We start from the raw sequence: 15,055 nt of genomic DNA on the forward strand, positions 1-15,055 counted from the left end.
GCCTAGACCAACCCCGCCACCACCAACAACTTCCCCACCCTCGCCACCTCGTCCCCCGACAACGGCACCTGCGGTTCCGCCGTCGCCGCGCAGGCGATGACGCCGCGCAGGTGCAACGCCGCCTTGAACGCGCCCAGGGCGGACGAGCTGCCGCCCATCCGGGCCGGGTCGCCGACCCCGACGATGCCGAACAGGGCGCACAGCCGCTCCTGTTCGGCGCGGGCGGCCTCCCAGTCGCCGGACCGGCACAGGCGGTAGAGGCGCACGTAGCCGTGCGGGTCCACGTTGGCGAGGCCGGGGACCGCTCCGTCGGCGCCCAAGGCCAGTGCGGAGTCGACCAGCAGCTCGGAGCCGGTCAGGACGCTGAAGCCCGGGTGGGCGCGGGCGCCGGTGACGATCTCCCGGAAGGCGGCCAGGTCGCCGCTGGAGTCCTTCAGGCCCGCAAGCACGCCGTCGGCGGCCAGGCCGAGCACCACCTCCGCCGGGAGCTTGGTGTGCACGGCGGACGGGATGTCGTAGGCGATCACCGGGACCGGGCTCGCGGCCGCGATCCGGCGGTAGTGGTGGACGATCTCGGACGGGTGGGTGCGGGCGTAGAACGGGGCCGTGACGACGACGGCCCGGGCGCCCGCCGCGGTGACCGCCGAGACGTGGTCGAGGACGCGCGGGGTGGTCATGTCGATGGCGCCGGCGATGACCGGCAGCTCCCCGGCGACATGGGCCACCACCGCCTCCACCACCTGCCGGCGCTGCCGGTCGGTCAGGAAGGCCGCCTCCGAGGTCGAGCCCAGCAGGAACAGGCCGTGCACCCCGCCCGCCACCAGGTGGTCGACCAGCGCGAGCAGCGACGGCACGTCCACCTCGCGCTCCGGTGTGAGGGGCGTGCAGACGGGCGGGACGACACCGGTCAGCGGGGCGGGCAAGCTCATTCAGGGCTCCTGACGGGCTGGGTCACGGGCACGGGGCGACTGGTCCTCCTCCACAGGATGGTGGCAGCGGTAGCGGTGTCCCGTCCGTGACGCGGCCGAGAAATCCGGCATCGCGGCGGCGCACGTCTCGTCGGCCTTCCAGCAGCGGGTACGGAAGGGGCAGCCGCTCGGCGGGCGGGTCGCCGAGGGCACCGGGCCGGTCAGCGGGATCGGGTCGACGGGCTCCAGCAGTCCGGGCGTGGCGGAGAACAGCGCCCGGGTGTACGGGTGCCGGGCCCGGCCGGTGACGCGGTCGGCAGGGGTCTCCTCCACGATCCGGCCGAGGTACATGGTGATCACCCGGTCGCTCATCCGCCGCACCGTCTGGATGTCGTGCGATACGAACACGAGGGCGAGGCCGAGGCGTTCCTTCAGGTCCAGGAGCAGATTGAGGATCTGCGCGCGGACCGAGACGTCCAGGGCGCTGGTCGGCTCGTCCGCCACCACCAGGCCCGGGTCGAGGGCGAGGGCCCGGGCGATGGCGACGCGCTGCCGCTGGCCGCCGGAAAGCTGACCGGGCAGCGCGTCGGCGAGGGGCCGGGGCAGACCCACCAGGGTCAGCAACTCCTGGACACGGGCGTCTCGTTCGGTCTTCGTCCCGCGTCCGTGCACGTCCAGCGGGTCGCGCAGGATCCGCCGTACCGTCAGCCGGCGGTTCAGGGCCGTCGACGGGTCCTGGAAGATCATGCCGGTGCCCGCGCCGACCACGGCGCGGCGCTCGGCGGGCGGCATCGACCACAGGTCGCGGCCCCGGAAGGACACCGTCCCGGCGGTCGGCCGTTGGATGCCCACCAGCACCTTCGCCAGGGTCGACTTCCCGCACCCCGACTCACCGACCACACCGACCGTCTCCCCGGGCGCCACGGTGAGATCGGCGCCGGTGAGTGCGTACACCCGGTCGCGGGTGAACAGGCCGCCGCCGCGCGCCTTGTGGACGACATGGGCGTCCCTGACTTCGACGACAGCGCTCACTGCAGTGCCTCCTCGCTCTCCGTCGACGTCAGCTCCACCGCCGGGTGGTGGCAGGCGGCCGTGTGCGTGGGCGTGCCCGTGAGGACGGGCGCGGTGGTGTGGCAGACCTCGGTGGCGAGCGGACAGCGGTCGGCGAAGCGGCAGCCCGCCGGGAAGTCCGCCGGGGCCGGTACGACGCCTTCGATCTGCGCCAGCCGCTCCTCGGCGGACTCCAGCGAGAGCACGCTGCCTAGCAGGCCGCGGGTGTAGTGGTGGGCCGGTGCGGCCACCAGGTCCGCGGTCACCCCGGTCTCCACGATCTGCCCGCCGTACATGACGGCCACCCGGTCGGTGACGTCGGCGACCAGGGCCAGGTCGTGCGAGACCAGGACGAGCGCGAACCCCAGCTCCTCGCGCAGCCGCAGCAGCAGCTCCATCACCTGCGCCTGCACGGTCACGTCCAAGGCGGTGGTCGGCTCGTCGGCGACGATCAGCCGGGGGTCGCGGGAGAGGGCCATGGCGATCAGGACGCGCTGGCGCTGACCGCCGGAGAGTTCGTGCGGATAGCTGCGCAGGGTGCGCTCGAGGTCGAGCCCGACCAGCGACAGCAGCTCGCGCGGGTCGCGCCGGCCACCGCGCCGTACGAGCTGCTTGAGCTGGGCTCTGACGGTCATCGCCGGGTTCAGCGAGGACAGGGCGTCCTGGTACACCATCGCCATCTCGTGGCCGAGCAGCCGCCGCCGTACCCGCATCGGCTCCGCGAGCAGGTCCCGCTGCCGGAACCGCACCTGGCCGGTGACCCGGGCCGTCCGCGGCTGGAGCCCCATGACCGTGAGCGCGGTCAGCGACTTGCCGCAGCCCGACTCGCCGACCAGGCCCAGCACTTCACCGGGGTACACCTCGAAGCTGACGCCGTCCACGATGTCCACGCCCCGGTGCCGGCCGGAGAACCCGATGGCCAGGCTCTCCACCGCGAGCACCGGCGGGCCGTCGGTCCCGTCGGGCGCGGGCCGGGGGCGGGCCCGGGAGCGCAGCCGCCGGGCGGCCTCGGCGAGGCCCGGCAGCGCGAGCACCTCGCCGGTGCCGGGCTCCGGTGTCTCCAGGTGGTCCTCGGGCGCCTCGACCTCCCGGGCGGCCGGTGCCGCCCACGCGTCCGAGACGCCCTCGGAGAGGACGTTCAGGGCCAGGACGGTGAGCAGGATCAGCGCCCCGGGGAAGACGGTCGCCCACCAGCCGCCGGTCAGCACCATGTTCTTGCCGTCGGCGATGACACTGCCCCAGGACGGGTCGGGGGGCCGTACGCCCGCGCCGATGAAGGACAGCGACGCCTCGAAGACGATCGCCTCGGCGACCTGCACCGTGCAGAACACCAGCACCGGTGCCGCACAGTTGACGGCCACATGTCGCAGCACGATGTGTGGGGTTCGGGCGCCGATCACGCGTTCCGCGGTCACGTAGTCCTCGCCGTACTGGTCGAGCACGTTCGCCCGCACCACCCGGGCCACGGGCGGGGTGAACAGGAAGGCGATCGCGCAGATCAGCACGCCGATCCCGCCGCCGAAGACGGCGACGAGCACGGCGGCGAGCGCGATGCCGGGGAACGCCATCACCACGTCCAGGCAGCGCATCAGCGTCTCGTCGACGGCCTTGCGGGAGGTCGCCGCGAGCGCTCCGAGCAGTGCCCCGGTGACCAGCGCGAGCGCGGTCGCGCCCAGCCCGATCGCCAGCGACCAGCGGGCGCCGTACATCAGCCGGCTGAGGAGGTCCCGGCCGAGGCTGTCCTGGCCCATCCAGTGCGCGGCCGACGGGTGTCCGGTGCCATCCACCGGGTCCTGCTGGTCGAGCGGGTCGTGCGGGGCCAGCACGGGCGCGAGGACGGCGGCCACGACGACCAGCGCCAGGAAGCAGACGGCGGCCCGCGAGGGCGGCGGCAGCCGGCGCCACCCGCGCAGCCGGACTCCGGACCGGGAGAGCCGCCCGGCGAGGCTCGCGCGCGTGACCATCAGGCCGCCCTCAGACGTGGGTTGACGAGCAGGTAGAGGATGTCGATGACGAGGTTGACGACGACGAACCCGGTGGCCGTGGTCAGCACGACCCCCTGGACCACGGCCGGGTCGCCGTTCTGCACGGCGTCGATCATCAGCTTGCCCATGCCGGGCAGCGAGAAGATCGTCTCGATCACGACGGCGCCGCCGAGCAGGTAACCGACCCGCAGGCCCAGCACGGTCAGCGGATTGACCAGGGCGTTTCTGAGGACGTTGCGGCCTACGACCACCCGGAGCGGCAGCCCGCTGCCGATCGCCGTGCGGACGTAGTCCCGGTCCAGCTCCTCCACGACCGAGGTGCGCACGATCCGGGTGAGCTGGGCGGCCACCGGCAGGGAGAGCGCGAACGCGGGCAGGGCCATGGTCCGCAGCCAGCCGGTGAGGGAGTCGGCCGGGTTGACGTAGCCGCCGGTCGGGAACCAGCCCCGGTCCACCGCCAGGTACTGGATCATCAGCAGCGCCAGCCAGAACCCGGGTGCCGCGACGCCGACCAGGGAGACGACCCGGATGAGCTGGTCGGGCAGCCGGTCCCGGTGGACGGCGGCGGTGACCCCGCCGGCCAGGGCCAGCACCACCGCGATGCCGAGGCCGAGGAAGGTCAGCTGGAGGGTGAGTGGCAGCGCGGTGCTGATCTGGTCGGCGACCGGGGCCCTGGTCAGGGCGCTGGTGCCGAGGTCGCCGTGGAGCAGGTCGCCGACGAAGTGGACGTAGCGCACCGGCAGCGGGTCCAGCAGGCCGTTGCGCTCCCGGAAGTCGTGCAACTGCCCCGGGGTGGGGCTGGCGCCCTGGAAGAACGCGGACGCCGGGTCGACGTCCGAGAACCGCATCACCAGGAACACGAACAGCACGATCCCGAGCAGCAGCGGCACCAGCAGGGCGACGCGGCGCAGCAGGATCCGTACGACCGCCGTCATGCCGTCAGGCCCACCGCGCCTGCAGGAGGTTGAGGCCCGGGTAGGGCTGTGGCCTTATCCCGCTGAGCGCGTGCGGGTCCCAGGCGGTCATCAGCTCGTTGTGGACGACCGGGTAGAGGACGGCCTGTTCGGCGACTACGTCGATGTAGTCCTGGATCATCGTCTTCTTCCGTGCCGGGTCCGGCTCCCGGGTCGCCCGGTCCATGTCCCGGAACAGCGCCTTGGCGACGGGGTGGTCGGCCCACCGGGTGTACCGCATCCAGAGGTTCTCGGGCCCGTAGTTGTAGTGCATGATCAGGTCGGCGTCGAGGCCGAACTGGTTGGGGTTGGAGGCGGCGGCGACCACCTGGTAGTCCTGCTTCTGGTCCATCTTGGTGAACACGGCCGTGGTCTCCTGCGGCGCCAGGGTCGTCTCGACGCCGATCGCGTCCCAGGAGGACTTGACGGTCGGCAGGCAGTCCACGATCCAGCTGACGTTCACCGCGAGGATCTCGACCTTCAGGCCCTTGACCCCGGCCGCCTTCAGCAGCGCCTTCGCCTTCTCGGGGTCGTGGTCGTAGACCGTCCCGGCCCGCCGGTAGCCGGGGTTCTTCTCGTCCAGGAACGAGGTCGCCGGCTTCCCGTGTCCCTTCAGGGCGACCCGCACCATCTTCTCGGTGTCGATCGCGTGGTGCAGCGCCTGCCGCACGCGTACGTCGTCGAAGGGTTCGTGCCGGGTGTTGAACATCAGGAACAGGTTGTTCATCCCGGCGCCGCCGCCGACCTCGAGCCCGCCCTGCTCCAGGCGCGCGATGTTGGCGTACGGGATGTTGTCGGCGATCTGCGCGCCCGCGCCGGTCCCGGAGATCTTCGCCACGCGCGGGGCCGCGTCGACGATGGTCAGCCAGTTCATCCGCTTGAAGGCGGGCCGGCGCGGGCCGTTGTAGGCGGCGAACGCCTCGAAGGTGGTGTTCGACTTGGGATGGTGCGCGGTCTGCCGGTACGGTCCCGAGCCCACCGCGAGCCCCTTGATCGCGTCGTCCCAGGCTCCGGGCCGGGAGAACACGTGCTTCGGCATGACCTTGGCCAGGGTGAGCCGGGCGAGCCCGTCCGGGAACGGGAACCTCAGGCGCAGCTCGACGGTCCGGGCGTCGACCTTCCTGGCCTCCTTCAGCCAGCTCACGAAGAAGCCCTTGGCGAGGGTCTGGGTGCCCGGGTCGAGGATCCGGTCGAAGACGAAGACCACGTCGTCGGCGGTGACCGGCTTCCCGTCGTGGAAGGTCGCGCCGGGACGCAGGGTGAACCGCCAGGTGGTCGCGCCCGGGTCCGTCGGCACCTCGGTGGCCAGCGCCGGGTAGGGAGCCCGGGTGATCGGGTCGGTGTCGAGCAGCCCCTCGTAGACGTGGTTGTTGGCGGCCATGGCGAACGCGGACGCGGTCTGCGTCGGGTCCCAGCTCCCGTCGTTGCCGTACCCGATCACCGCGGTCAGGGTGCGGTCCTTGCCACTGCCCCCGTTCCCGGTGTCGTTCGTGGACTGCGGGCCGGCGGAGCAGCCGGCCAGCGCCGGCGGGAGGGCGGCCGCCGCGCCCAGCGCCCCGGTGTACTTCAGGAACGACCGGCGGCGCGCTGCCGGCCCGGACGGCTCGTCGTCGGTCACGTCGTCGCGCACGGTTCCTCCAGCGGAGTCAGGGAGGGAAGAAGGGGCGATGGGGTGAGGGGGACGCGCGGAGGGACATAGGACGTTCTACGTCCGGTCGGTCAGCGTGACCATAGGAGCGCCGCGAGGGGCGGTCAAGGGACCGGACACGAATGGCCCAGCCGCCCGGGCGGGCCGCGCGAGGATGGGAACGGCGCCGCCGGGCGGGGCGCGCCCCGGTGGTCCCTGCCGCCGGCCGCGTGCGCCGGGGCACACGGGCCCCCGAGTGTAGGCGCGCAGAGCCATCGAGGGGACACGAAGAGTGAAAGCGGAGGAGACCGGAGAGGAAAGGGGAACCACCGGTTCGGCACGACACCCGGCGCCGGACGCCGAAGGAGCGGAGGACACCTTGACGGAACCGCGGATGTCGCCGGAACGGGCGGCCGTCGCCGCCGGCCCCGGGGCGGCGCCCCGATGAACGCCGCCCGGCCGCCGCTCGGCACGTACGCCGTCGACACCACCACCGGGCGGGTCGGCGTCGTCATGGGGCACGAAGGGCCCTACGTACAGTTACGGCCGTACGGCGGGGGCAAGGAGTGGGACTGCGACCCGGGCACCCTCCGCAGCGCCACCCCCGACGAACGCCTCGTAGCGGTCACCGGCCAGGACGGCCCGCGCGACCGGGACGAGGTCTGCTGACGGAAGCGGGACAACACTCCGCCACCCCGGCCGGCACGCGGGATCCGTGCGGCATCCGCCACCCCGGCCCCGCGCGCGGGATCCGTACGGGAGAATGGGCCCATGAGTCTGTTCCGCGACGACGGCATCGTGCTGCGCACCCAGAAGCTGGGCGAGGCGGACCGGATCATCACCATGCTCACACGTGGTCACGGACGGGTACGCGCCGTGGCCCGTGGCGTGCGGCGCACCAAGTCGAAGTTCGGGGCCCGCCTCGAACCGTTCTCCCACGTCGACGTGCAGTTCTTCGCGCGTGGCAGCGAGCTGGTCGGACGCGGGCTGCCGCTGTGCACGCAGAGCGAGACCATCGCGCCGTACGGCGGCGGGATCGTGACCGACTACGCCCGGTACACGGCCGGCACCGCCATGCTGGAGACCGCCGAGCGGTTCACCGACCACGAGGGCGAACCCGCCGTCCAGCAGTACCTGCTGCTCGTCGGCGCCCTGCGGACCCTCGCCCGCGGCGAGCACGCCCCCCACCTGGTGCTGGACGCCTTCCTGCTGCGCTCGCTCGCCGTCAACGGCTACGCGCCGAGCTTCGGCGACTGCGCGAAGTGCGGCATGCCCGGACCCAACCGGTTCTTCTCCGTCGCCTCCGGCGGCTCGGTCTGCGTCGACTGCCGGGTGCCCGGCAGTGTCGTACCCTCCCCGCAGACCCTGGTACTGCTCGGCGCCCTGCTTACGGGAGACTGGGAGACGGCGGACGCGTCCGAGGCGCGTCACGTCCGGGAGGGCAGCGGGCTGGTGTCCGCCTACCTGCACTGGCACCTGGAGCGCGGGCTGCGCTCGCTCAGGTACGTCGAGAAGTAGCACCGCAAGCAGAGGGAGACGAGAAGCTCATGGTCGTACGCGGGATCCTGGGGCGCCAGCGCCGCGAGTACAGGTCGCCGGAGCCGCACCCGTCCGGTGCCCGCGCGCCGAAGCTCCCGGGCGAGCTGGTCCCGAACCATGTGGCGATCGTCATGGACGGCAACGGCCGCTGGGCCAAGGAGCGCGGGCTGCCCCGCACCGAGGGCCACAAGGTCGGCGCCGAGCGCGTCCTCGACGTGCTCCAGGGCTCCATCGAGGTCGGCGTCCGCAACATCTCCCTGTACGCCTTCTCCACCGAGAACTGGAAGCGCTCGCCCGACGAGGTCCGCTTCCTGATGAACTTCAACCGCGACTTCATCCGCAAGACCCGCGACCAGCTCGACGCGCTGGGGATCCGGGTGCGCTGGGTCGGCCGGATGCCCAAGCTGTGGAAGTCGGTCGCCAAGGAACTCCAGGTCGCCCAGGAACAGACCAAGGACAACGACCTGCTCACCCTGTACTTCTGCATGAACTACGGCGGTCGCGCGGAGATCGCCGACGCCGCGCAGGCGCTCGCGGAGGACGTGAAGGCGGGCCGCCTCGACCCGTCCAAGGTCAACGAGAAGACGCTCCAGAAGTACATGTACTACCCGGACATGCCGGACGTCGACCTGTTCCTGCGCCCCAGCGGCGAGCAGCGCACCTCCAACTACCTGCTCTGGCAGAGCGCGTACGCCGAGATGGTCTTCCAGGACGTGCTGTGGCCGGACTTCGACCGCCGCGACCTGTGGCGGGCCTGCGTCGAGTTCGCCTCCCGCGACCGGCGCTTCGGCGGTGCGGTCCCGAACGAGGAGCTCATCGCCATGGAGGCCGCCATGAGGGGTGATTCCACCTCGTAGCCGCCGGGGGTTCACCGGGCACGCCCAGGATGTGGATCATGAGACGCCTCACCACCTCTCTCCTCACCCTCGGCGCCCTGCTGCTCACCGCGTTGCCCGCCCACGCGGCCGACAGCCCCGCGCAGCGCCAGAGCTACGGCACCAAGGCGCCCTACGCGCCGCAGCAGAGCCCGCGGGACTACCAGAAGGCGCCGGCCGGCTTCGTTCCCGTCTTCACCGAGAACGTGTCCCGGCACGGCTCCCGCGCGGCGACCGACAGCGAGGACGGCGACCTGATCCTCGCGCTGTGGGACAAGGCCCAGGCTGACGGCGAACTCACCCGCCGCGGCGAGGAGTTCGGGCCGGCGGTCCGCGCACTGCGGGCCGCCATGGAGAAGGTGGGCTACGGCAGCCTCAGCGCCCGTGGCAGGCAGGAGCTGCGGGACACGGCCGTGCGCCTGGAGCGGCGGCTGCCGTCCCTGTTCGGGAGGATCGCCGCGAACGGCGAGAAGATCGACGTGGTCAGCTCCGGCCAGGGGCGGGCCGTCGACAGTGGTGACGTGTTCGCGGGCGCGCTCGCCGACGCCGACCCGGCGCTGAAGCCGCTGATCGGGCCCACCCGCACCGACAAGGACCTGCTCTACTTCCACAAGGCGGCGGGCGGCGCCGCCTACCGTGACTACCTCGCGCACGACCAGCGCCTCAAGGACACCCTGAAGGCCGTCACCGACCAGCCGGGGACGGAGCGGGCCGCGCACCGTGTGCTGCACGGGATCTTCGAGGACGACTTCGTCGACCGGATACCCGACCAGGTCGGCGCCGCCCGGGCGGTCTACAACCTGTACGCCATCGCTCCGGCCATGAGCGAGGAGAGCCCGGACGGACGGGGCTGGGGCATGGAGCGGTTCGTCTCCCGCTCCGACGCCGCCTGGTTCGGGTACCTGAGCGACGCCGAGGACTTCTACGAGAAGGGCCCCGGCTTCGCCGACAGCGACATCACCTACCGCATGGCCGGCGTCCTGCTGGACGACTTCTTCGACCAGGCCGAGGCCGAGCGGGCCGGCACCAGCGAGCTCGGCGCCGAGCTGCGCTTCACTCACGCCGAGGAGATCATCCCGCTGGCCGCCCTGATGGGCCTGCCCGGCAGCACGGAACCGGCCAGGCCGGGGGAGCCGTACAACTGGGCCGACAACCCCTGGCGGGGCGCGTCCGTCTCCCCGCTGGGCGCGAACATCCAGTGGGACGTGTTCCGCAAGGGCGACCGCTACCTGGTGCGCATGCTCTACAACGAGAAGGAGACGGCCTTCAGGACCGGCTGCCGCCCCGTCGCGAAGCACAGCTTCTTCTACGACCTGGACGAACTGGAGCGCTGCTTCGGGCGCCGCTGAGCCGCGGCTCAGCCCGCGGCGCACTCCGCGCACGTGCCGAAGATCTCCACCGTGTGCGCCACGTTGACGAAGCCGTGCTCCGCCGCGATCGCCTCGGCCCACTTCTCCACCGCGGGGCCCTCCACCTCGACCGCCTTGCCACAGGAGCGGCAGACGAGGTGGTGGTGGTGCTCGCCGGTGGAGCAGCGGCGGTAGACGGATTCGCCCTCGGAGGTGCGCAGGACGTCGACCTCACCGGCGTCGGCGAGGGACTGCAGGGTGCGGTAGACCGTGGTCAGCCCGACGGAGTCGCCCTTGTGCCTGAGCATGTCGTGCAGTTCCTGTGCGCTGCGGAACTCGTCGACCTCGTCGAGGGCCGCCGCCACAGCCGCACGCTGCCGGGTGGAGCGGCCCCTCACGGGCGGTCCAGCGGTCGTCACCGTTGTCTCCTCACGTCTGCGCCTGCCCGGGCCATTGTGCCAGCCCGACCTGCGGGCGGTCAGACGCCGACCTCGTCGCCGGCCTCCCGCGTGGCCGGAATCGAGCACTCGGCGGGGTCGCCCGCCGGCCGGGCCGCGGCGGCCGCGCGGGCGCGTCGCCGGGCCAGGGGAGTGGCCAGCGCGCTGAGCACGCCGAACGCTCCGATGGTCAGCAGGACGATCGTCGCGCCCGGCGGGACGTCCTGGTAGAACGAGGTGACCGTGCCGCCGATCGACACGGTGACGCCGAGGGCGACGGCGATCGCGAAGGTCGCGGCGAAGCTCCGGGTGAGCTGCTGCGCGGCGGCGACCGGCACGACCATGAGCGCGGAGACCAGGATCAGGCCGACCACCCGCATCGCGACCGTGACCGTGACCGCCGCGGTGACCGCGGTGAGCAGGTTCAGGGCGCGCACCGGCAGCCCGGTGACCCGCGCGAACTCCTCGTCCTGGCTGACCGCGAACAACTGGCGGCGCAACCCGAGGGTGACGAGGACCACGAACGCGGCGAGCACCATGATCGCGGTCACGTCGGCGGGCGCGACCGTCGACAGCGAGCCGAACAGGTACGACGTCAGGTTGGCGGTGGAGCCGCCCGGCGCGAGGTTCACGAACATCACGCCCCCGGCCATGCCGCCGTAGAAGAGCATGGCGAGGGCGATGTCACCGCGCGTCCTGCCGTACCAGCGGATCAGCTCCATCAGGACGGAGCCGAGGACGGAGACGGCCGTGGCCATCCACACCGGCGAGGCGTGCAGCAGGAAGCCCAGGCCGACGCCGGTCATCGCCACGTGCCCGATGCCGTCGCCCATCAGCGGCTGACGGCGCTGGACCAGGTAGATGCCGATGGCGGGCGCGGTGATGCCGACCAGGACGGCGGCGAGCAGCGCCCGCTGCATGAAGGCGTAGTTCAGGAGTTCCATCAGCTCAGCAGTCCCGTGCGGATCGGTTCGGCGCCCGCGGGTGCGTGCGGGTGCACATGGTCGTGGCCGGGCAGGGCGTGCTGTCCGACCGCGCGCGGGGGCGGACCGTCGTGCAGCACGCAGCCGTCGCGCAGGACGACCGCCCGGTCGATCAGCGGCTCCAGCGGGCCCAGTTCGTGCAGGACGACCAGGACGGTGGTGCCCTGGGCGACCTGCTCCCGCAGGGTGGCCGCCAGCACCTCCTGGCTGGCCAGGTCGACGCCGGCCATCGGCTCGTCCATGATCAGCAGTTCGGGTTCGGAGACCAGGGCGCGGGCGATCAGCACCCGCTGGTGCTGGCCGCCGGAGAGCGCGGTGACCGGGTCCTTGGCGCGGTCCGCCATGCCGACCAGGTCCAGCGCGCGGTGCACGGCCTCCCGGTCGGCCCCGCGGAAGACGCGGAAGCGGGTGCGGGCCAGGCGCCCCGAGGCGACGATCTCGGCCACCGTGGCCGGGACCCCGCCGGCGGCGCTGGTGCGCTGGGGCACGTACCCCACGCGGGCCCAGTCCCGGAAGCTCCGGCGCGGCGTGCCGAACAGCTCGATCGTGCCGGAGCCGGCCGGCACCTGGCCGATGAGGGTGCGCACGGCCGTCGACTTGCCGGAGCCGTTCGCGCCGAGCAGCGCGACGACCTCGCCGGCGCGCACGGTCAGGTCGATGCCGCGCAGCACCGGCCGCGAGCCGAGTTCCGCGGTCACCTTGCGCATCGTGATGACGGGTTCGCCCATGATCTCGTCCTCCGTGCCGGTCACTTGGCGCCCAGGGCCCGCTGGAGCGCCTTCAGGTTCGCTTCCTGGACGGTGAAGTAGTCCCTGCCGCGGGACTTCGCGGTGATGCCCTCGATCGGGTCCAGCACGTCGGTCCGCAGGCCCGAGTCGCCCGCGACGGTCTTCGCCGTCCGGTCGCTGACGAGCGTCTCGTAGAAGACGGTGGAGACGTCGTCGCTCTTGGCCATCTCCTGCAGGTCCCGCACGCGCGCGGCGCTGGGCTCCGACTCGGGGTCGAGGCCGGTGATGGCCTCCTCGGTGAGGCCGTAGCGCTCGGCGAGGTAGCCGAAGGCGGCGTGCGTGGTGACGAAGACCCTGGTCCGCGTGTGCCTGAGGCCGTCCTCGAAGCGGGTGTTCAGGTCGTCGAGACGCTTGACCAGGGTGGCGGTGTTCTTCCGGTAGTCGGCCGCGTGGCCGGGGTCGGCCTTCTCGAAGGCCTTGCCGACGCCCTCGGCGACCTGGGCGTAGCGCACCGCGTCGAGCCAGATGTGCGGGTCCATGCCCGGTGCCTCGGCGTCCTCGTGGGTGTCGTGCGCGGCCGCGTGCCCGCCGACCTCGTCGCCGTGCTGCTCCAGGGTGGTCAGCGAGGCCGCGTCGATCTTCGTGCCGACCGGGGACTGGGCCACCGCGTCGTCGACCGAGGGCTGGAGGTTCTTCAGGTAGAGGACCGCGTCGGACTCCTCGAGCAGGGCGATCTGCCGGGGGCTGATCTCCAGGTCGTGCGGTTCCTGCCCGGGAGTGGTGAGCGTGGTGACGTGGACGTGGCTCCCGCCGATCCGCTGGGCGAGGAAGGCCATCGGGTAGAACGACGCGACGACGTCGAACTTGCTCGTGCTGCCCGGGTTTCCCCCGGCGACGCCGTCGGTGGAGCACGCGGACAGCGCGGCCAGGCCGAACGCGACGGCGGCGGCGAGCGCGGACCGGGGTATGAGGCGTCGACTTACGTTCATGACAGTCATTTTCAACAAAAATGGAAACCGTTGTCAACAATGCTGTTGGGGGCCCGTAGGCGGGGGCCGATTTGGCCGTGAGGGAGCCTGCGCCGGTAACCTGAATCATTCGCTGGAAGCATCTCGCTTCAACGCCCGTCGTCGTAATGAAGAGAGCACCGTGGCCGCCGACAAGATCGACACCATCGTCAGCCTGAGCAAGCGCCGTGGCTTCGTTTTCCCCTGCAGTGAGATCTACGGCGGCCAGCGTGCCGCCTGGGACTACGGACCGCTGGGTGTCGAGCTCAAGGAGAACATCAAGCGCCAGTGGTGGCGTTACATGGTGACGTCGCGCGAGGACGTGGTCGGTATCGACTCGTCCGTCATCCTGGCCCCCGAGGTCTGGGTCGCCTCCGGCCACGTCGCCACCTTCACTGACCCGCTGACCGAGTGCACCTCGTGCCACAAGCGGTTCCGCGCGGACCACCTGGAAGAGGCGTACGAGGAGAAGAAGGGCCACGCCCCGGCGAACGGCCTCGCCGACATCAACTGCCCGAACTGCGGCAACAAGGGCCAGTTCACCGAGCCCAAGCAGTTCTCGGGTCTGCTGTCGACGCACCTCGGCCCGACCCAGGACAGCGGCTCCGTCGCCTACCTGCGCCCGGAGACCGCCCAGGGCATCTTCACCAACTTCGCTCAGGTGCAGACCACCTCGCGCCGCAAGCCGCCGTTCGGCATCGCCCAGATGGGCAAGTCCTTCCGCAACGAGATCACGCCCGGCAACTTCATCTTCCGCACCCGCGAGTTCGAGCAGATGGAGATGGAGTTCTTCGTCAAGCCGGGCGAGGACGAGAAGTGGCAGGAGTACTGGATGGAGCAGCGCTGGAACTGGTACACGGGCCTCGGCCTGCGTACCGAGAACATGCGCTGGTACGAGCACCCGAAGGAGAAGCTCTCCCACTACTCCAAGCGCACCGCCGACATCGAGTACCGCTTCCAGTTCGGCGGCAGCGAGTGGGGCGAGCTCGAGGGTGTGGCCAACCGCACCGACTACGACCTCGGTGCCCACTCCAAGGCCTCCGGCCAGGACCTCTCCTACTTCGACCAGGAGGCCCAGGAGCGCTGGACGCCGTACGTCATCGAGCCGGCGGCGGGTGTCGGCCGCACCATGCTGGCCTTCCTGCTCGACGCCTACGTCGAGGACGAGGCGCCCAACGCCAAGGGCAAGATGGAGAAGCGCACGGTGCTGCGCCTCGACCACCGGCTGGCCCCGGTGAAGGTGGCGGTGCTCCCGCTGTCCCGCAACCCGGAGCTGTCCCCGAAGGCCAAGGGCCTCGCCCAGGCGCTGCGCCAGCACTGGAACATCGAGTTCGACGACGCCGGTGCCATCGGCCGCCGCTACCGCCGCCAGGACGAGATCGGCACGCCGTTCTGCGTGACCGTCGACTTCGACACGCTCGAGGACAACGCGGTGACCGTCCGTGAGCGTGACTCGATGAAGCAGGAGCGTGTCTCGCTCGACCAGATCGAGGGCTACCTGGCCAGCCGCCTGATCGGCGCCTGACCCACAGCCTCACCGGTGGGGGGGGGCCCCCCCCCCGGGGGGCCCCCCCCCCCCCGGCGCGCTCGTCCACCTCCCCCAAGAGCGCCCCG

The 15,055-nt window shown here is 71.8% G+C and carries 14 protein-coding genes; 5 read left to right on the plus strand and 9 right to left on the minus strand.

Annotation, left to right across the window (positions count from 1 at the left end; all coding sequences use genetic code 11):
* Positions 1 to 2 precede the first annotated feature (2 nt).
* Genes V7E45_RS04040 through V7E45_RS04060 form a run of 5 tightly spaced genes read right to left on the minus strand, consistent with a single transcriptional unit; the run spans position 3 to position 6,526 of the window.
* Positions 3 to 929: a dihydrodipicolinate synthase family protein gene (locus tag V7E45_RS04040; protein ID WP_333772663.1), complete on the minus strand. Its 927-nt coding sequence runs from the start codon at positions 927 to 929 to the stop codon at positions 3 to 5.
* A complete protein-coding gene (locus V7E45_RS04045; RefSeq protein ID WP_333772664.1) occupies positions 930 to 1,940 on the minus strand; it encodes an ABC transporter ATP-binding protein in 1,011 nt (336 codons plus the stop codon). It lies immediately after the preceding gene.
* On the minus strand, positions 1,937 to 3,922 hold the full coding sequence (locus V7E45_RS04050; protein ID WP_333772666.1) for a dipeptide/oligopeptide/nickel ABC transporter permease/ATP-binding protein: 1,986 nt from the start codon (positions 3,920 to 3,922) through the stop codon (positions 1,937 to 1,939). Before V7E45_RS04050 ends, V7E45_RS04045 begins: the two co-directional genes overlap by 4 nt.
* Positions 3,922 to 4,878 (minus strand): ABC transporter permease, encoded by a 957-nt coding sequence (locus V7E45_RS04055; RefSeq protein ID WP_333772667.1) that lies wholly within the window; start codon positions 4,876 to 4,878, stop codon positions 3,922 to 3,924. Before V7E45_RS04055 ends, V7E45_RS04050 begins: the two co-directional genes overlap by 1 nt.
* 4 nt (positions 4,879 to 4,882) lie before the next feature.
* The gene (locus V7E45_RS04060) at positions 4,883 to 6,526 is read right to left on the minus strand and encodes an ABC transporter substrate-binding protein (protein WP_333772668.1); all 1,644 of its coding nucleotides are present in this window, start codon (positions 6,524 to 6,526) and stop codon (positions 4,883 to 4,885) included.
* Between the two features lie 441 nt (positions 6,527 to 6,967).
* Here V7E45_RS04060 and V7E45_RS04065 point away from each other — a divergent pair, with 441 nt between their 5' ends.
* The 4 genes from V7E45_RS04065 to V7E45_RS04080 all read left to right on the plus strand — a co-directional run bounded on the left by V7E45_RS04065 (position 6,968) and on the right by V7E45_RS04080 (position 10,286).
* Complete coding sequence (locus V7E45_RS04065) at positions 6,968 to 7,192, plus strand: hypothetical protein (protein WP_333772669.1); 225 nt, start codon at positions 6,968 to 6,970, stop codon at positions 7,190 to 7,192.
* Positions 7,193 to 7,294: 102 nt separating this feature from the next.
* A complete protein-coding gene (recO, locus tag V7E45_RS04070; RefSeq protein WP_333772670.1) occupies positions 7,295 to 8,041 on the plus strand; it encodes a DNA repair protein RecO in 747 nt (248 codons plus the stop codon).
* Positions 8,042 to 8,070: 29 nt separating this feature from the next.
* Positions 8,071 to 8,919 carry an isoprenyl transferase gene (locus tag V7E45_RS04075; protein ID WP_333772671.1) on the plus strand — a complete coding sequence of 283 codons (849 nt, stop codon included), beginning with the start codon at positions 8,071 to 8,073 and terminating at the stop codon, positions 8,917 to 8,919.
* A gap of 38 nt (positions 8,920 to 8,957) precedes the next feature.
* Positions 8,958 to 10,286: a histidine-type phosphatase gene (locus tag V7E45_RS04080; RefSeq protein WP_333772672.1), complete on the plus strand. Its 1,329-nt coding sequence runs from the start codon at positions 8,958 to 8,960 to the stop codon at positions 10,284 to 10,286.
* Positions 10,287 to 10,294: 8 nt separating this feature from the next.
* On the opposite strand, the gene V7E45_RS04085 is transcribed toward V7E45_RS04080, so the two are convergent.
* Genes V7E45_RS04085 through V7E45_RS04100 form a run of 4 tightly spaced genes read right to left on the minus strand, consistent with a single transcriptional unit; the run spans position 10,295 to position 13,423 of the window.
* Positions 10,295 to 10,705: a Fur family transcriptional regulator gene (locus tag V7E45_RS04085; protein WP_133921299.1), complete on the minus strand. Its 411-nt coding sequence runs from the start codon at positions 10,703 to 10,705 to the stop codon at positions 10,295 to 10,297.
* A 59-nt stretch (positions 10,706 to 10,764) separates the two neighbouring features.
* Positions 10,765 to 11,667, minus strand: a complete 903-nt coding sequence (locus V7E45_RS04090) for a metal ABC transporter permease (RefSeq protein ID WP_333772673.1) — start codon at positions 11,665 to 11,667, stop codon at positions 10,765 to 10,767.
* Positions 11,667 to 12,437, minus strand: a complete 771-nt coding sequence (locus V7E45_RS04095; RefSeq protein ID WP_443055931.1) for a metal ABC transporter ATP-binding protein — start codon at positions 12,435 to 12,437, stop codon at positions 11,667 to 11,669. The genes V7E45_RS04090 and V7E45_RS04095 overlap by 1 nt, the downstream gene beginning before the upstream one ends.
* A gap of 17 nt (positions 12,438 to 12,454) precedes the next feature.
* Positions 12,455 to 13,423, minus strand: a complete 969-nt coding sequence (locus V7E45_RS04100) for a metal ABC transporter substrate-binding protein (protein ID WP_333772675.1) — start codon at positions 13,421 to 13,423, stop codon at positions 12,455 to 12,457.
* A 160-nt stretch (positions 13,424 to 13,583) separates the two neighbouring features.
* Here V7E45_RS04100 and V7E45_RS04105 point away from each other — a divergent pair, with 160 nt between their 5' ends.
* Positions 13,584 to 14,966, plus strand: coding sequence for a glycine--tRNA ligase (locus V7E45_RS04105; protein ID WP_020939867.1), 1,383 nt, complete (start codon positions 13,584 to 13,586; stop codon positions 14,964 to 14,966).
* Positions 14,967 to 15,055 lie beyond the last annotated feature (89 nt).

It is taken from the genome of Streptomyces sp. IBSBF 3136 (assembly GCF_036815105.1).
Taxonomy (GTDB): Bacteria; Actinomycetota; Actinomycetes; order Streptomycetales; family Streptomycetaceae; genus Streptomyces.